Consider the following 16,466-nt stretch of genomic DNA (forward strand, 5'->3'; position numbering starts at 1 on the left):
AACTAATCCACGGCCCAACAGCCAAACCATCAACCTCCATTGGGGAGCCTCTTTTGAAAAAGACAAGATACGGTCTCTTGCTTCTGACTCCGCTTGCCTGTTTGACCGTCGCCCAGGCCCAGGTGAGCCAGACCACCGGCGCCGTCCGCGGCACCGTCCTCAACCACCAGAAGGCGCCCGTCCCCGCCGCCACCGTCGTGGTGCGCAACGTCGAGACGGGGTACAGCCAGACCGCGGTCACCGGCGCCAAGGGCGACTTCCAGCTGCCCCTCCTGCCCACGGGCGCCTATGACATCACCTTCACCGCCAAGGGCATGAAGACCCTCAAGGACCTCAAGGTCCGGGTCACCCTGGGCAACGCCACCACGGTGAACCCGGTCATGGATTCGGAGGAAGTGGGCGCCACGGTCTCCGTGGTGGCCACCACCACCGACATCGACCCCAGCCGCACCGTCACCATGACCCAGGTGGACCAGAAGCTCGTGGAGCAGGTGCCCCTGGTGAGCCGCAACTTCACGGACATGGCCCGCCTCACGCCGGGCGTCACCGCCGGCCAGGGTTCGGGCGGCACTCCCCGCCTCATCGTGGAAGGCGGCCGCCAGATCTTCAACGCGGTGCAGATCGACGGCGCCTCCAACAACTCCGCCTTCTTCAACGAGCAGCGCGGCGGCGTCTACACGCCCTTCATCTTCGGCGCGGACACCATCAAGGAACTGCAGGTGGTCACCAACGGCTACGACGTGCAGTACGGCCAGGCCGGGGCCACCATCAACGCCATCACCAAGGGCGGCACCAACGAATTCACCGGCACCGCCCTCTACGAGATGCGCAAGACCAGCTGGTCCGCGGCCCCCAAGGGCGTCCCCTACGATCCCGCGGGCACCTTCAACACCCCCATCAACCTGCAGCGCTTCAACGACTCCACGAACATCAACTTCAACGTGGGCGGCCCGATCATCAAGGACAAGCTCTACTACTTCCTGGGCGTCGAGCGCTTCCACAAGAGCATCACCTCCAACCCCATCCCCACGCCCATCACCGCCGCCGCGGGCATGAGCCAGGCCGATTTCGACCGGATGTACGCCTCGCGCCTGGGCCACATCGTCACCAACAAGAGCGGCCTGACCCTGGACGACGAGTTCGGCAACCCGGGCCAGCGCATCGCCGCCCACCCGTACCCCATGGAGAACACCAACACGGTGTACTTCGCCCGGTTGGACTACAGCCTCAACGCCAACCACCGCTTCGTGCTGCGCACCAACTACCAGAACATGACCGATACGCTGACCAACACCAGCGCGGTGCCCAACAACGCCGAGTCCAACAACATCCCCACCCGCGTCCAGTCCATCAGCTGGGTGCTGGAGGCCAACGACATCTGGACCTCCGAGCTCTTCACCGAGAGCCGCATCCAGTTCGCCCGGGAAGCCCGGCCCATGACCGGCAACGCCTTCCCCGGCACCCCCTCCATCTCCATCCCCCAGAGCACCTCCTTCATGGCGTTCGGCACCAAGACGTCCACGCCCCGGGAGAGCAACGAGCTCACCACCCAGTTCTACACCTCCACCACCTGGAACCGCGGCGACTGGCAGGTCAAGGGCGGCCTCGACCTCACCAAGGTGGACGAGGACAACCAGTTCTTCCAGAACAACGCCGGCGCGTGGAACTTCGGGACCTACGGCTCCGCGGCGGACTGGGCCAACGGCGTGCTCTCCTCCACGGTCAACAACGGAAGCGTCCAGTACAACGGCGCCGTCAGCGCCTATAACGGCCGCATCCCCATGACCACCAAGTGGGCCTCCGTCTTCGGCCAGGCCCAGTACTCGGGCCTCCTGGACCACCGCCTCCTGCTCACCGCGGGTTTCCGCACCCTGAGCCAGAGCTTCTCCGACAACCCCCACCCCAACCCGAACTTCCAGGGCCTGGACCAGGGCATGGGCGGCCACACCATCGATCCCCGCTTCGCCTTCAGCTTCGACGTGGACGGCAAGGGCCGCACCGTGGTGCGCGGCGGCCTGGGCTACTTCACCAGCCCCACCCCGCTCCTCCTGCACTCCAACACCATGACCGGCAACGGCCAGATCATCACCAACTACAGCTTCACCCTCAACCGGGCCAACGCCACCAACCTGGCCCTGTTCAACAGCGGGCTGCTCAGCGCGAACAACGTCATCGGCTCCACCGCCAACATGCGCAAGCTCACGGACGCCGAACTGGCCACCCTGGCCTCGGGCACCGCGTTCACCGCCGGCTCCTCCCCCACCTCCCTGTGGGACCCCACCAACAAGCTGTCCCGCTCCCGCAAGATCAGCGTGGGCGTGGAGCATGACCTGGGCAACAACCTCACGGTCGGCCTCACCGCCAGCTACGTCAACTACTACAACCTGCAGCGCTTCGAGAACATCAATCTGACCCAGACCGGCGGCACGCCCTACAACGACGGCTACACCCCCGGCATCAACGTCTGGAGCACCGCCACCCGTCCCGGCACGGCCACCATCCGCGGCCGCGTCGTGAACTTCGGCAAGGGCAGCGTCGTGCCCGGCAACCCCGTGGGCGGCTTCAGCGACGTCTACCTGGTCAAGGCCGACGGCTACGGCTTCTACCGGGGCCTGAGCGCCTCCATCAAGAAGACCTGGGCCGAGAACCTGGGCGTGCTGGCCAACGTGACCTGGTCCAAGGCCCAGGACACCGGCTCCTTCGAGCGCGGCACCTACACCTCCTCCGGCAACTACTCCAGCGAACTGGGCGCCTCCCTCACCCCGGACCCCCAGGACGTGGGCTCCAACTTCGGCTACGGCGACAGCGACCGCCGCTGGGTGGCCAACGTCGTGGCCTACTTCCCCATCGTCCTGGGCATCGAGGGCTCCGTGCGCGGCCTGTTCAACACCGGCCTGCCCTTCACGGCCTACGACGCCCGCAACCTCAACGGCGACGGCATGATCAACAAGATCTACGCCGGGCACGTCCGCAACGACATGCGCCAGCCCAACTACACCCAGTTCGACGTGCGCCTCAGCCGCACCTTCCAGGTGTACAAGCAGCTCCGGCTCCAGGGCATCATCGACGTCTACAACCTCTTCAACAAGGCTGACTTCCAGGTGCCCACCGGCAACTACCAGGCCGTCACCTCCGCGGGCCTGCCCAGCGCGTCCTTCGGACAGCTGGCCACCGTGGACAAGAACCGCACCCGGGAAATGCAGATCGGCATCAAGGCCATCTGGTAGGTCCTTCACCGCCCCCCGGAAAGCCCCCCGCGGGGGGCTTTCCGCTGTACGGCGTTCCACGCCAGGAGCCCCGCCATGGCCGCCAGGGCCAGGGCGGCCTCCACCCCGAAGGCCACCCGGGCCCCGGCCCGGGCCATGAGGAGGCCCATGAGCGGGCTGGACACCAGGGCCCCCAGGCCCAGCACCGACTGCAGCGCCCCGAAACCCGTGCCCCGGGACGCGGCCGGAAGCAGGTCCGCCAGGAGGGCCTTCTCCACCCCCTCCGTGAAGCCGTAAAACGCGCCGTAGCCCAGGAGGGCCGCCGCGAAGGGCGCGGGGGAGGTGGCGGTGCCCATCACCGCGTAGGCGGCGGCGTACACCGCCCAGCCCATGGCCAGGAAGGGCACCCGGCCGTACCGGTCCGAGAGCCGGCCCACGGGCAGGGCCAGGGAGGCCGCGAGCAGGTTGAAGAGCAGGAAGACCCCGAGGATCTCCCGGATGGAGAACCCCGCCTGCCGGGCCCGCAGCACCAGGAAGGCGTCGCTGGAATTGGCCAGGGCGAACAGGAAGACCAGGGCCAGGTAGCCCCGGGCCTCCCGGGGCACGTGCCAGGAGAGGCGACGGGAGGAGGTGGTGGCCCGGGGGATCCGGGGGACCCACACCACCAGCAGGGCCACCGTGGCCAGGCCCAGGGGCAGGGCCAGCCACACGCAGGTGCGGAAGGTCTGGGCCGTCATGGGTCCCCGGCCCACCCCCGCGGCCAGGGCCAGGGCGATGCCGGCCATGGCGCCGAGGGTGTCCAGGAAGCGGGTGACCCCGAAATCCCGTCCGGACCGCCCGGCCGCAGCGGCGTCGGCGATCATGGCGTCCCGGGGGGCCGCCCGCAGGCCCTTTCCCACCCGCTCCAGCACCCGGCTCAGCCCCACCAGTGCCGGGGTGAAGGTGAGCAGGTACAGGGCCCGGGCCGCGACGCTCAGGGCGTAGCCCCCCACCACGAACCCCTTGCGGCTGGGCATGCGGTCCGAAAGCCACCCGCTGACGCCCTTCAGGAACACCGCCGCGCTCTCGGCCACCCCCTCCACCACGCCCACCAGGGCGGGGGAAGAGCCCAGGGCCACCGTCAGGTAGAGGGGCAGCATCCGGGCCAGCACCTCCCCCGCGCAGTCGTTGAGGAAGGCCACCCAGCCCAGCCGGGTGGAAATGCTAAGGGAAGGGGAGGATGGTTCCGGCGGGGCCATGGGGAGAGAATAGCCTCTTGGTCTTGGGCGGTCTTCAGGCCATCCTGAAGGTTCGTTGTTGAACTTATGGGTCGTCTGCGCCACTTCGTTGACATGGACACCATGTGGGAGGTTTGGGTATGGCGAGGACGACGTTGAGGATCGGATTGGGCGCGCTCGGGCTCCTGGCGGGCCTGGGGACGCCCCTGGCGGCCCAGACCCTCTGGGTGCCGGCTTCCGACCCCGTGGGCATCGCCCGGGGCGGAGCGGGGGTCGCCTTCGGCCAGAGCCTGGAGGCCGCGGCCCTGAACCCCGCCCTCCTGGTCACCCTGCGGGAGGACGCCAGCGCCTTCCTGGCCGCGGGCATGGAACTGCAGTCCTCCCAGGCCACCCTCCAGGCCAATTCCAGCGTGCAGTACAGCACGGACCGGAACCGGTTCCTGCCCGCCCTGGGGGCCGCCTGGAAGCTCAAGCCCAACCTCTACCTGGGGCTGAAATTTGATAATCCTTTCATGCGCCATGCCGAACTGCCCAGCGTGTACACCGGCCGGTTCGAGGCCCAGGGCATGGATCTCACCACCCGCCGCGCGGAGATCCAGCTCTCGTACGCCCTCACCCCCGGCCTCTCCTTCGGGGCCAGCCTGGGCATGACGCACGTGAAGTATTCCTTCACGAATTCCGTGCGGGTGGAGGTGCCGGGCAACCCCCTGGCCCCCGTCGGCACCGCCAACCCCGTGCAGGGCCTCCTGGAGCTCAACGCCCTGCAGGAGGGCTCCAAGAACCTCCCCAGCTACGCCCTCGGCTTCCGGTGGGCCATGAATCCCCGATGGACCATCGCCGGGGCGTACCAGGGCTCCATCACCGGGACCCTGCCCGTGAAGGCGCGCCTGGACGACAGCCACCGGGCCCTGGTGGGCAAGAGCGGCTTCGGGGACCCCAACGCCATCGCCGTGCCCGCCGCCCAGACCCTGCAGGGGATCCTCACCGTCACCCCGGGCTCCGGGGACATCACGCTTCCCGGCCGCTTCACCCTGGGCGTCCGCCAGCGCATGACCCAGACCTTCACCTGGGAGGCCGACCTGCGCTACGTCCTGGGCGGCAGCCTGAAGCTGCCCGGCTACGCCACCGTCACCGGTCCCACCGGGACGGTGAGCGGGTCGGGCTTCCCCGGGGAGGTGCACAGCGGCTTCGGCATCAGCCTCGCCGGCGAGGTGACCTTCACCAAGAACCTCACGGGCCGCCTCGGCCTCTCCTCCGACCCGGGCCTGCGCAAGGATCCCACGGTGGAGCCCGTCCTGGGCGGATCCCGCACCGCGGCCTTCTCCGCGGGCCTCGGCTGGAAGGTGCTCAAGGGCGAGGTGAACCTCGGCTGGCAGATCCGCCAGAGCCAGGACCGCGAAGTGAAGAACCTCGACTTCCGCTGGGGCACCGGCGGCGTCCCCACCACCACCGGCACCCTCACCCGGGTGGAGGGCATGGGCCACCTCTGGTCCATCGGATACAAGAAGGCCTTCTAGCATGCGATTCCTGGGCCCCCACGCCTGCGAGGAGGCGCTGTCCCGCGGCGAGCTCCAGACCCTGCGCATCGCCCCCACCGCCTGGGAGCGCTGCGCCAAGCTGCGTTCCGACGCGCGGGAGCAGGGCGTCGTCATCCACCGCGAACCCATGGACAGCCTGGACCGCCGGGCCCAGGGCCAGCGCCACCAGGGCGTCCTGGGCGAAGGGGAGGCCATCGTCCTGGGCACCCTGGCCGAACTGGCCCAGCGGGTGCGGGAGAAGGGCTCCTCCGCCCTGGTGCTGGCCCTGGACGGCGTCACCGACCCGCACAATTTCGGCGCCATCCTGCGCTCCGCGGCGGGAGCCGGCGTGGACGGGGTGGTCTTCCCCGAGCGCCGCGCCGCCCAGGTGAACGAGACCGTGGTGCGCGCCAGCGCGGGCACCGTGGGCCGCGTCCCCCTGATCCGGGTGGTGAACCTCGCCCGGGCCCTGGAGGACCTCAAGGAGGCCGGGGCCTGGGTCTACGGCCTGGCCGCGGGCCCTCGCAGCGGCGACTACCTGGCGGAGAAGTTCGACCGCGCCACCGTCCTGGTCCTGGGATCCGAAGGGGAGGGGCTCCACCAGAAGATCCAGGAGCACTGCGACGGCCTCCTGGCCATCGGCATGCCGGGGGGAATCGAAAGCCTGAATGTTTCAAGCGCCGCGGCCGTCATGCTTTTCCGGGTCCTGGCCCAGCGCGGAGCGGTCCCCCGGTGAATCTTTTTTGTTGTGCCCCTCCTGCGGGCGTGTTATCTTTGCAGTTCCCTGTCAGGAAAGCTTTGCCTCACAGAGCGCCGAAACAGGGATCCTTTGACATTGCCTAGATGGCCGAGTGGTTAATGGCAGCAGACTGTAAATCTGCCGGGCTCCGCCCTACGGAGGTTCGAATCCTTCTCTAGGCACCAGTTCTTTCGCGGAAGACTGGTTGTTTTGCGGGAATAGCTCAGTTGGTAGAGCGTCAGCCTTCCAAGCTGAATGTCGCGGGTTCGAACCCCGTTTCCCGCTCCAGAAAAGCATGGCCCACATAGCTCAGTGGCAGAGCGCGTCCTTGGTAAGGACGAGGTCGGCGGTTCAATCCCGCCTGTGGGCTCCACTTTTCACCGCGCACCACCCAACTCAGCAACTTCACAATCCCCACCACCTCCAGGAGGCACCTGTGGCCAAAGAGAAATTCGATCGCTCAAAGCCTCACGTCAACATCGGCACCATCGGCCACGTGGACCACGGCAAGACCACGCTGACGGCCGCCATCGCGACCCTGCTGTCCGTCACGCAGGGCGGCACGGCCAAGTCCTACGAGCAGATCGACTCCGCCCCTGAAGAGAAGGCCCGCGGGATCACGATCAACACCGCCCACGTCGAGTACCAGACCCCCCGCCGGCACTACGCCCACGTGGACTGCCCCGGCCACGCGGACTACATCAAGAACATGATCACGGGCGCGGCCCAGATGGACGGCGCCATCCTGGTGGTGGCCGCCACGGACGGCCCCATGCCCCAGACCCGCGAGCACATCCTGCTTGCCCGTCAGGTCGGCGTGCCCTACATCGTCGTCTTCATGAACAAGATCGACATCGCCGATCCCGAGCTGAGCGACCTGGTGGAGATGGAGCTGCGCGAGCTGCTCACCTCCTACGGCTTCCCCGGCGACGATATCCCCATCATCCGCGGCTCGGCGAAGCTGGCCATGGAGAACGCCACCAACGTCAACGCCCCCGAAGTCAAGTGCATCTATGAGCTCATGGAAGCCGTCGACTCCTACATCCCCGATCCCGCCCGTCCCGTCGACAAGCCCTTCATCATGCCCGTCGAGGACGTGTTCACCATCACCGGCCGCGGCACCGTGGTCACCGGCCGCATCGAAGCGGGCGTCGTGAAGGTGGGCGAGGAGATCGAGATCATCGGCCTGCGCGACACCGTCAAGAAGGTCGTCACCGGCGTCGAGATGTTCAAGAAGTCCCTGGACCAGGGTCAGGCCGGCGACAACGCGGGCATCCTGCTCCGCGGCGTGGAGCGCAAGGACGTGGAGCGCGGCATGGTTCTGGCCAAGCCCGGTTCCATCACCCCCCACACCAAGTTCACCGCCGCCGTCTACGTCCTGGGCAAGGACGAGGGTGGCCGCCACACCCCCTTCTTCAACAAGTATCGCCCCCAGTTCTACTTCCGCACCACGGACGTGACGGGTTCCATCGAGCTGGAAGCGGGCCGCGAAATGGTCATGCCCGGTGACAACGTCACCCTGACCGTCGAGCTGATCGTTCCCATCGCCATGGAAAAGGGCCTCAAGTTCGCCATCCGTGAAGGCGGCCGCACCGTCGGCTCCGGCCGGGTCGACGAAGTCATCCACTAAAGGAACACGCCATGCGTGACATCGTTCAGCTCCTCTGCACCGAGTGCAAGCGCAAGAACTACACCACCACCAAGAACAAGCGCACCACCACGGGCAAGCTCGAGTTCAAGAAGCACTGCCGTTCCTGCGGGGGCCACAAGCTCCACCGGGAAGGCAAGTAGGAAGGGTCGAAGGGACCCCGCTCCGGCGGGGTCCTGCTTCCTTGGAAGCCCATAGGGGAGTAGCTCAGCTGGTAGAGCAGCGGACTCCAAATCCGCAGGTCGCGGGTTCGAAACCTGTCTCCCCTGCCATTCTTGCTCGGCCCCAGCCCACGACAGCTGGGGCCAATTGCATAAAATTCGCCCTTTGATAGCCGGGAGATCCCGTTGATTTCAGCCATCAAGCATCAAGCCAAGGAGCTTCTCGCGGAGCTCAAGCGCGTTGATTGGCCCGGAAAGCCGAAAGTGCTGAGCGCCGCCTATTCGGTGGTGTTCGTCTCGGCCTTCGTGGGCCTGTTCCTGTGGGCGTGCGACAAGGCCATCTCCTGGGGGATGGCGTTCATCCTCCCTCACCACTAGTCCGGAGGACCCGATGACCGATCTGCTGGGTATGCCCGGAGAAACCTTGGCACCCCCCACCAACGAACGGAAGATGGCCTGGTTCATCATCCACACCTACTCCGGCTACGAGGCCAAGGTGATGGAGAGTCTCCGCCAGCGCATCAAGATGGAAGAACGGGATGAGCACTTCGGCGACATCCAGATCCCCGAGGAGACCTACGAGGAGATGAAGGTCGACGCCAAGTCGGGGCGGAAGGAGCGGGTGCTGAAAAAGCGCAAGTCCTTCCCCGGCTACCTGCTGGTTCAGATCGCGGTCACCAAGAAGGGTGCGAACTACGAGATGGAGGATGCCGATTGGCACCTCGTCCGCAACACCCCCAAGGTCACCAGCTTCGTGGGCGCCAACAAGAAGCGCCCCACGCCCCTCACGGACGACGAGGTGCGGCAGATCATGAACCACACCGAGGAGACCCAGGAGAAGCCCAAACCCAAATACCACTTTGAAAAGGGCGAAAAGGTCCGTATCATAGACGGCCCGTTCGCCAACTTCGAAGGGGATGTGGAGGAAATCCACGAAGAGCGCTCCACCATCAAGGTGATGGTGACGGTGTTCGGTCGCAGCACCCCCGTGGAGCTCGACTTCATCCAGGTGGAGAAGCGCTAGCTTCCCGCCCTACAAGGCGACAGTCGCCGGCATGCGCCGGAATCCGTCGCGGGAGAACAAGACATGGCCAAGAAGGTAACCGGATACATCAAGCTGCAGCTTCCCGCCGGCGAAGCCACCCCGGCGCCCCCCGTGGGTCCCGCCCTGGGCCAGCACGGCGTGAACATCATGGAGTTCGTGAAGCAGTTCAACGCCAAGTCCGTCACCCAGGTGGAGAAGGGCACGATCCTGCCCGTCGTCATCACCGTCTACGGCGACCGCAGCTTCAGCTTCATCCTCAAGACCCCCCCCGCCGCCGTGCTCATCAAGAAGAAGCTCGGCCTGGAAAAGGGCAGCGCCGTCCCCAACAAGACCAAGGTGGGCAAGATCACCCAGGCCCAGCTGGAGGAGATCGCCAAGATCAAGATGCCCGATCTCAACGCCGGCAGCCTCGAGGCCGCCATGCGCTCCATCGCGGGCTCCGCGCGCTCCATGGGCGTGGAAGTCATCAAGTAGGACCGATTCCAACGGAGGCCCGCATCGTGCGGGAAACCCGGCAACCGCGACCGTCATCGCGGAAGATCTTTTGAACAGGAGTTAAAATGGCAAAACCTGGAAAGAAGTACCAGGCCGCCGCCTCCAAGATCGAAGATCGCCCCTACGACCTCAGCGAGGCCCTTGGCGTGATCACGAACCTGGCGTTCGCCAAGTTCGATGAGACCGTGGAAGTGCACATGAGGCTCGGCGTCGACCCCCGGCACGCGGACCAGATGGTCCGTGGCACCATTGTCCTGCCCCACGGCACGGGCAAGGCCATGCGGGTAGCCGTCATCGCCACGGGCGAAAAGATCAAGGACGCGGAGGCCGCCGGTGCGGATATCGTGGGCGGGGACGATCTCGTGGAGCGCATCGCGGGTGGTTTCCTGGAATTCGACGCCCTCGTCGCCACGCCGGACATGATGAAGGGCGTCGGCCGTCTCGGAAAGGTGCTGGGCCCCCGCGGCCTCATGCCCAACCCCAAGACGGGCACCGTGACCTTCGACGTGGCCAAGGCCGTCAAGGAGATCAAGGCCGGCAAGGTCGAGTATCGCGTTGACAAGACCGGCATCATCCATGCCGGCGTCGGCAAGATCTCGTTCGGAGTCGAAAAGCTCATCGAGAATGCCAAGGCCCTCATCGACGCCGTCCACAAGGCCAAGCCGTCCGCCGCTAAGGGCAAGTATGTGAAGGCCATCCACATGGCTTCCACGATGGGCCCCAGCGTCTCCGTCAGCCACGTTGTGGAAAAGTAGGAGCGGACCATGGAACGCGAACAGAAACGCACCGAAGTGGCCCAGCTCAAGGGGACGTTCACCACGGCCAAGTCCGCGGTCGTCCTCGGGTTCAAGGGCCTTACCGTCGTCAAGGACACCTCCTTCCGGAAGTCCATCCGGGAGAGCCACGCCCAGTACCGGGTTTCCAAGAACACGCTGCTCAAGCTGGCGGTGAAGGAATCCCAGTTCGAAAGCCTGTCCGAGCACTTCAAGGGCGCCACCGCCGTCGCCACCACGGAAAACGACGTGGTCGCCCTGGCCAAGGCCGTCAACAACTTCCTCAAGGACAATCCGGCCGCCAACCTCAAGGGCGCCATCCTTGACGGAAAGGCCGTCAGCATGGCGGAGTTCAAGCAGATCGCCGAACTCCCCTCCCGCGACGTCCTCATCGGCAAGCTGCTCTACCTCATGATGTACCCCATCTCCGGCATCGCAGTGGCTCTGGAGGCGATCCGCAAGCAGAAGGAAGACGTGGCCCCCGCCGCCGAATAGGCCCGCGACCCCCCCGTCTCCACCCACCCCGAAACCAATCATTCGAGAGGAGAACTACATGGCTCTCACCGCTGATATGTTGATCAAGGAAATCGAAACCATGACCGTCCTCGACCTGGCCAACCTGGTCAAGGCCCTCGAGGAGCGCTTCGGCGTTTCCGCCGCCGCTGTCGCGGCCCCCGCCGCCGGCGGCGGTGCCGCCGCGGCCGCTCCCGCCGAGGAGCAGACCGAGTTCAACGTCGAACTCGTCGAGGCTGGCGCCCAGAAGCTGAACGTCATCAAGGCGGTCCGCGAAATCGTGGCCGGCCTGGGCCTCAAGGAAGCCAAGGACATGGTCGACGGCGCCCCCAAGGTCGTCAAGGAAGGCGTGTCCAAGGACGAAGCCGCCAAGATCAAGGAAAAGCTCGAAGCCGCCGGCGCCAAGGTCGCGATCAAGTAAAAAGCCGACCGGCCGCGTCGAATCCAAAGCGCGAGGTGTCTTTGTACACCTTGCGCTTTGTGGTTTGTGAAAAAGTGGTATGCTTATTTCTTGCCCCCGGACCCACGTCCGGGCATTTCGATCCCAGCCACCACAAAGGGCCCCGGTTGCCTCATTTTCCGTGTGCCAGAACATCGCGATCCTTCGGGTCAGCTTCCGCCGGTGACGGCGGGTGGCTGACCCCAGGTCCGTCGCTGGCCGCGAATCCGGTGCGCCCGGATCGATCGTTTCCGTCCGACCTCTCCACGTTTTCCCTGCAGTCCCCCAAGGCCTGCGCGGGTGTCTCCCGGAGTGAACCATGAGCGTTCAACAGAACATCTACCGCCAGCGTGTGCAGTTCTCGAAAATCCGCTCCCTGGTTCCCATCCCGAACCTGATCGACATCCAGAAGCGCAGCTACGACGAATTCCTGCAGATGAACCTGCTCCACACGGAGCGGGAGGGCCGCGGCCTCAAGGCCGTCTTCGAATCCATGTTCCCCGTGCACAACGGCAAGAACCCCGACGGCAGCGACGCGAGCCTCGAGGTGGAGTTCGTGGACTACACCGTGGGCCACTGGGCCTGCAAGTGCGGCAAGAACGAAGGCCTCGAGCACCTGCGCACCACCTGCAAGAGTTGCGGCCACCACATCGTGACGGACCACCCCAAGGACCCCACGGTGGACTGCCCCAAGTGCGGCACCCGCAACAAGAACCAGGCGAAGATCTGCGACGTGTGCAGCGAGCCCGTGGGCCTGCACCAGAAGATGCGCATGGAGGAGTGCGTGGAGCGCGGCGCCACCATGGCCTCGCCCCTGAAGATCCGCGTGCGCCTCAACCAGTTCGACAAGGATGAGAAGGGCAACCGCCGCTACAAGCAGAGCCAGGAGTCCGAGGTCTACTTCGGCGACCTCCCGACCATGACCGACCGCGGCACCTTCGTCATCAACGGCACCGAGCGCGTCATCGTCTCCCAGCTGCACCGCAGCCCTGGGGTATTTTTCGCCATCAGCAACGACAAGGCCCTCTACAGCGCCCAGGTGATCCCCTACCGCGGCAGCTGGATCGAATTCGAGCTGGACACCAAGGGCCTGCTCTACGCCCGCATCGACCGCAAGCGCAAGTTCCTGGGCTCCACCTTCCTCCGCGCCCTGGGCCTCTTCGACGAGCGCCTCGCGGACAACCAGTCCATGCTGGCCCACTTCTACACGGCGCAGCGCTTCACCCTGAAGGGCGCCGCCGTCTACCTTCAGCCCAGCGAACTCCTCATCGGCCAGAAGGCGATGGAGGACATCAAGAATCCCAAGGACAAGGAGATCATCGTTCCCAAGGGCAAGGCCGTGAGCCGGCGCCTCCTGGAAGCCATGGTCAAGGCCGGCGTCCAGCAGGTGGCCGTGGAGCGCGGCATGCTGGACGGCGCCGTGCTGCTGGAGGACGTGGTCAACATGAACACCGGCGAGGTGCTGCTGGAGGCCAACGACGCCTTCGTGCAGACGCACCTCGAGATGTTCCTGGCCAACAACGTCGACGAGTTCGCGGTGTGCTTCCCCGAGAACGACGCCACCGGCAAGGTCTTCACCGAGACCCTCTCCAAGGACCACACCGAGGATAGCGAAGAGGCCGCCAAGGAGCTCTTCAAGAAGATCCGGCCCGGCGAACCCGCCACCCTGGAATCCAGCAAGAAGCTCCTCTACTCCATGTTCTTCGACGGCCAGAAGTACGACCTCTCCAAGGTGGGCCGCCACAAGATGAACGCCAAGCTGGGCCTGACCACGGAGCTGGAGGCCCGCACCCTGTCCACCGAGGACTTCGTCGCCACCGTCCACTACCTCCTGCGCCTCAAGAAGTACGACACCACCCGGTCCGACCGCGTGGATGAAGTGGCGCCCGTGAAGAAGGACGACATCGACCACCTGGGCAACCGCCGCGTCCGCAGCGTGGGCGAACTGCTGGAGAACTGCTTCCGCGTGGGCCTGGTCCGCGTGCAGCGGGCCATCAAGGAGAAGTTCTCCATGGCCCAGGATCCCAACAGCCCCCTGCAGCCCCACGACCTCATCAACTCCAAGCCCGTCATCGCGGCCATGAAGGAGTTCTTCGGGTCCAGCCAGCTGTCCCAGTTCATGGACCAGACCAACCCCCTGTCGGAGATCACCCACAAGCGCCGCCTGTCGGCCCTCGGACCGGGCGGCCTCAGCCGCGACCGCGCGGGCTTCGAGGTGCGCGACGTGCACACCTCCCACTACGGCCGCATCTGCCCCATCGAGACCCCGGAAGGCCCGAACATCGGCCTCATCTCCAGCCTCTCCTGCTACGCCCGCATCAACGAGTTCGGCTTCATCGAGAGCCCCTACCTCAAGGTGGAGAACGGCCGCATCGTGAACTACGCCAAGGTCACCAGCGTGGGCGACAGCAAGTTCGGCTACATGCAGGTTGTGCCCCTGGACGAGCTGGAGGCCGAGAACGCCAAGCTTGAGAAGGCCGGCAAGCGCCCCGCCAAGTCCGAGATGCACGCCTGGTACCTCTCCGCCTGGGAGGAGGACGCCCACACCATCGCGCAGGCCAACGTGCCCGTGGACAAGGAGGGCAACATCCTGGACGAGTTCGTGGTGGCCCGCGTCGCCGACGAAACCAAGACCGTGGAGCGCGACAAGGTCACCCTCATGGACGTGAGCCCCAAGCAGCTCGTGTCCGTGGCCGCCAGCCTCATCCCCTTCCTCGAGAACGACGACGCCAACCGGGCGCTCATGGGCGCCAACATGCAGCGCCAGGCCGTGCCGCTGGTCCGCACCGAGGCCCCCATCGTGGGCACCGGCATGGAATACTACGCCGCCCGCGACTCCGGCGCCTGCGTGCTCTGCCGCCGCTCCGGCATCGTGGAGACGGTGGACGCCAACCGCATCGTGGTGCGGGTGGAGGACGACCCCGACACCGAGGGCGAGGAGAGCGGCGTGGACATCTACACGCTCATCAAGTACGCCCGGTCCAACCAGAACACCTGCCTCAACCAGGTGCCCCTGGTGAAGAAGGGCGAGTACGTCGCCTCCGGCCAGATCCTGGCCGACGGCCCCTGCTGCGAGCACGGCGAGCTGGCCCTGGGCCGCAACCTGGTGGTCGCCTACATGCCCTGGCGCGGCTACAACTTCGAGGACGCCATCCTCATCAGCGAGCGCATCGTCAAGGAAGACCTCTACACGACCATCCACATCGAGGAATTCGAGGTCCACGCCCGCGATACCAAGCTGGGCCCCGAAGAGATCACCCGGGACATCCCCCAGGTGCGCGAGGAGATGCTCAAGAACCTGGACGAGAGCGGCATCATCCGCATCGGCGCCACGGTCCGCCACGGCGATATCCTGGTGGGCAAGGTCACCCCCAAGGGCGAGACCATCCTCAGCCCCGAAGAGAAGCTGCTGCGCGCCATCTTCGGCGAGAAGGCCAGCGACGTGAAGGACGCCAGCCTCACGGTGGGACCCGGCATCGAGGGCACCGTGGTGGACGTGAAGGTCTTCACCCGCAAGGGCCAGGAGAAGGACCTCCGCACCCAGCAGATCGAGCGCGAGCAGATCAGCAAGTGGGAGCGGGACCTCGAGGACGAGGAGCGGATCATCCGCGCCGAGGCCAAGAAGAAGATCGTCGCCCTCCTGAAGAACAAGGAGCTGGCCGAGCCCCTCACCGACGACAAGGGCAAGGAACTGCTCCCCAAGGGCAAGAAGCTCACCCAGAACATGCTGGAGGCCGTGCCCTACCACCGCTTCCGCCAGGTGACCGTCGCCGCCGGCAAGGAGCGCCTGGAAGCCCAGGTGCTGGACATCCTCGACAAGACCGAGAGCCAGCTCCGCGTCCTGCGGGACATCCTCAACGAGCGCATCGACCGCCTGGTCAAGGGCGACGAGCTCATGCCCGGCGTGCTCAAGACCGTCAAGTGCTACGTGGCCGTCAAGCGCAAGCTGCAGGTGGGTGACAAGATGGCCGGCCGCCACGGCAACAAGGGCGTGGTCAGCCGCATCCTCCCCGTGGAGGACATGCCCTACCTGCCCGACGGCAAGCCCGTGGACATCGTGCTCAACCCCCTGGGCGTGCCCTCCCGCATGAACATCGGTCAGGTGCTCGAGTGCCACCTCGGCTGGGCCGGCAAGGTCCTGGGCGTGCACTTCACCACCCCGGTCTTCGACGGCGCCCGCGAAAGCGACATCAAGGAGTGGCTCGTCAAGGCCTGGGAGAAGAACGACCAGAAGGGCCCCGACGTCACCGGCAAGACCAAGCTCTACGACGGCATGACCGGCGAGGCCTACGAGCAGCCCGTGAACGTCGGCTGCGTCTACATGCTCAAGCTGCACCACCTCGTGGACAACAAGATCCATGCCCGGAGCATTGGACCCTACTCCCTCATCACCCAGCAGCCCCTGGGCGGCAAGGCCCAGTTCGGCGGCCAGCGCTTCGGCGAGATGGAAGTGTGGGCCCTGGAGGCCTACGGCGCGGCCCACGTGCTGCAGGAGCTCCTCACCTACAAGTCCGACGACATGCACGGACGCACCCAGATCTACCAGGCCATCATCAAGGGCGAGACCATCAAGGATCCCGGTCTCCCCGAGAGCTTCAACGTGGTCAAGAAGGAGCTCAACGCCCTGTGCATCGATGTGGCGATGCTGACCCGGGAGGAACTCGAACCTCTCCAGGACGTCGAAGAACCCGCGTTCTCCATCGAGGGTTAAGG

The 16,466-nt window shown here is 65.9% G+C and carries 13 protein-coding genes and 4 tRNA genes; 16 read left to right on the forward strand and 1 reads right to left on the reverse strand.

Going from position 1 to position 16,466, the window contains the following annotated elements:
* Positions 1–77: 77 nt before the first annotated feature.
* The gene (locus R2J76_RS01165) at positions 78–3,227 is read left to right on the forward strand and encodes a TonB-dependent receptor (protein ID WP_316413949.1); all 3,150 of its coding nucleotides are present in this window, start codon (positions 78–80) and stop codon (positions 3,225–3,227) included.
* Between the two features lie 5 nt (positions 3,228–3,232).
* Here the strand turns inward: R2J76_RS01165 and R2J76_RS01170 are convergent, their stop codons facing one another.
* A complete protein-coding gene (locus R2J76_RS01170) occupies positions 3,233–4,444 on the reverse strand; it encodes an MFS transporter (RefSeq protein WP_316413950.1) in 1,212 nt (403 codons plus the stop codon).
* Positions 4,445–4,590: 146 nt separating this feature from the next.
* Between R2J76_RS01170 and R2J76_RS01175 the strand changes: the two genes are divergently transcribed.
* The 15 genes from R2J76_RS01175 to rpoB all read left to right on the forward strand — a co-directional run bounded on the left by R2J76_RS01175 (position 4,591) and on the right by rpoB (position 16,464).
* A complete protein-coding gene (locus R2J76_RS01175) occupies positions 4,591–5,940 on the forward strand; it encodes an OmpP1/FadL family transporter (RefSeq protein WP_316413951.1) in 1,350 nt (449 codons plus the stop codon).
* Between the two features lies 1 nt (position 5,941).
* Complete coding sequence (gene rlmB, locus R2J76_RS01180) at positions 5,942–6,676, forward strand: 23S rRNA (guanosine(2251)-2'-O)-methyltransferase RlmB (RefSeq protein WP_316413952.1); 735 nt, start codon at positions 5,942–5,944, stop codon at positions 6,674–6,676.
* Between the two features lie 101 nt (positions 6,677–6,777).
* Positions 6,778–6,864, forward strand: a tRNA-Tyr gene (locus tag R2J76_RS01185).
* 27 nt (positions 6,865–6,891) lie between these two features.
* Positions 6,892–6,967: transfer RNA gene (locus R2J76_RS01190), tRNA-Gly, on the forward strand.
* Between the two features lie 10 nt (positions 6,968–6,977).
* Positions 6,978–7,052, forward strand: a tRNA-Thr gene (locus tag R2J76_RS01195).
* Positions 7,053–7,115: 63 nt separating this feature from the next.
* Positions 7,116–8,309 (forward strand): elongation factor Tu, encoded by a 1,194-nt coding sequence (gene tuf / locus R2J76_RS01200; RefSeq protein ID WP_316413953.1) that lies wholly within the window; start codon positions 7,116–7,118, stop codon positions 8,307–8,309.
* A gap of 11 nt (positions 8,310–8,320) precedes the next feature.
* Entirely contained in the window at positions 8,321–8,470 is a 150-nt protein-coding gene (gene rpmG / locus R2J76_RS01205) for a 50S ribosomal protein L33 (RefSeq protein ID WP_306598046.1), read from the forward strand.
* Between the two features lie 53 nt (positions 8,471–8,523).
* Positions 8,524–8,599: transfer RNA gene (locus R2J76_RS01210), tRNA-Trp, on the forward strand.
* Between the two features lie 75 nt (positions 8,600–8,674).
* Positions 8,675–8,866 carry a preprotein translocase subunit SecE gene (gene secE / locus R2J76_RS01215; RefSeq protein WP_316413954.1) on the forward strand — a complete coding sequence of 64 codons (192 nt, stop codon included), beginning with the start codon at positions 8,675–8,677 and terminating at the stop codon, positions 8,864–8,866.
* 73 nt (positions 8,867–8,939) lie between these two features.
* Positions 8,940–9,512, forward strand: coding sequence for a transcription termination/antitermination protein NusG (gene nusG / locus R2J76_RS01220; RefSeq protein WP_373432579.1), 573 nt, complete (start codon positions 8,940–8,942; stop codon positions 9,510–9,512).
* A 63-nt stretch (positions 9,513–9,575) separates the two neighbouring features.
* Complete coding sequence (rplK, locus tag R2J76_RS01225) at positions 9,576–10,007, forward strand: 50S ribosomal protein L11 (RefSeq protein WP_316413956.1); 432 nt, start codon at positions 9,576–9,578, stop codon at positions 10,005–10,007.
* Positions 10,008–10,093: 86 nt separating this feature from the next.
* Positions 10,094–10,783, forward strand: coding sequence for a 50S ribosomal protein L1 (rplA, locus tag R2J76_RS01230; RefSeq protein ID WP_316413957.1), 690 nt, complete (start codon positions 10,094–10,096; stop codon positions 10,781–10,783).
* Positions 10,784–10,792: 9 nt separating this feature from the next.
* On the forward strand, positions 10,793–11,296 hold the full coding sequence (gene rplJ / locus R2J76_RS01235; protein ID WP_316413958.1) for a 50S ribosomal protein L10: 504 nt from the start codon (positions 10,793–10,795) through the stop codon (positions 11,294–11,296).
* Positions 11,297–11,354: 58 nt separating this feature from the next.
* The gene (rplL, locus tag R2J76_RS01240) at positions 11,355–11,735 is read left to right on the forward strand and encodes a 50S ribosomal protein L7/L12 (RefSeq protein ID WP_316413959.1); all 381 of its coding nucleotides are present in this window, start codon (positions 11,355–11,357) and stop codon (positions 11,733–11,735) included.
* 337 nt (positions 11,736–12,072) lie between these two features.
* On the forward strand, positions 12,073–16,464 hold the full coding sequence (gene rpoB, locus R2J76_RS01245) for a DNA-directed RNA polymerase subunit beta (protein WP_316413960.1): 4,392 nt from the start codon (positions 12,073–12,075) through the stop codon (positions 16,462–16,464).
* The last annotated feature ends 2 nt before the right edge of the window (positions 16,465–16,466 follow it).

The organism is Mesoterricola silvestris (genome assembly GCF_030295405.1).
Classification (GTDB): domain Bacteria; phylum Acidobacteriota; class Holophagae; order Holophagales; family Holophagaceae; genus Mesoterricola; species Mesoterricola silvestris.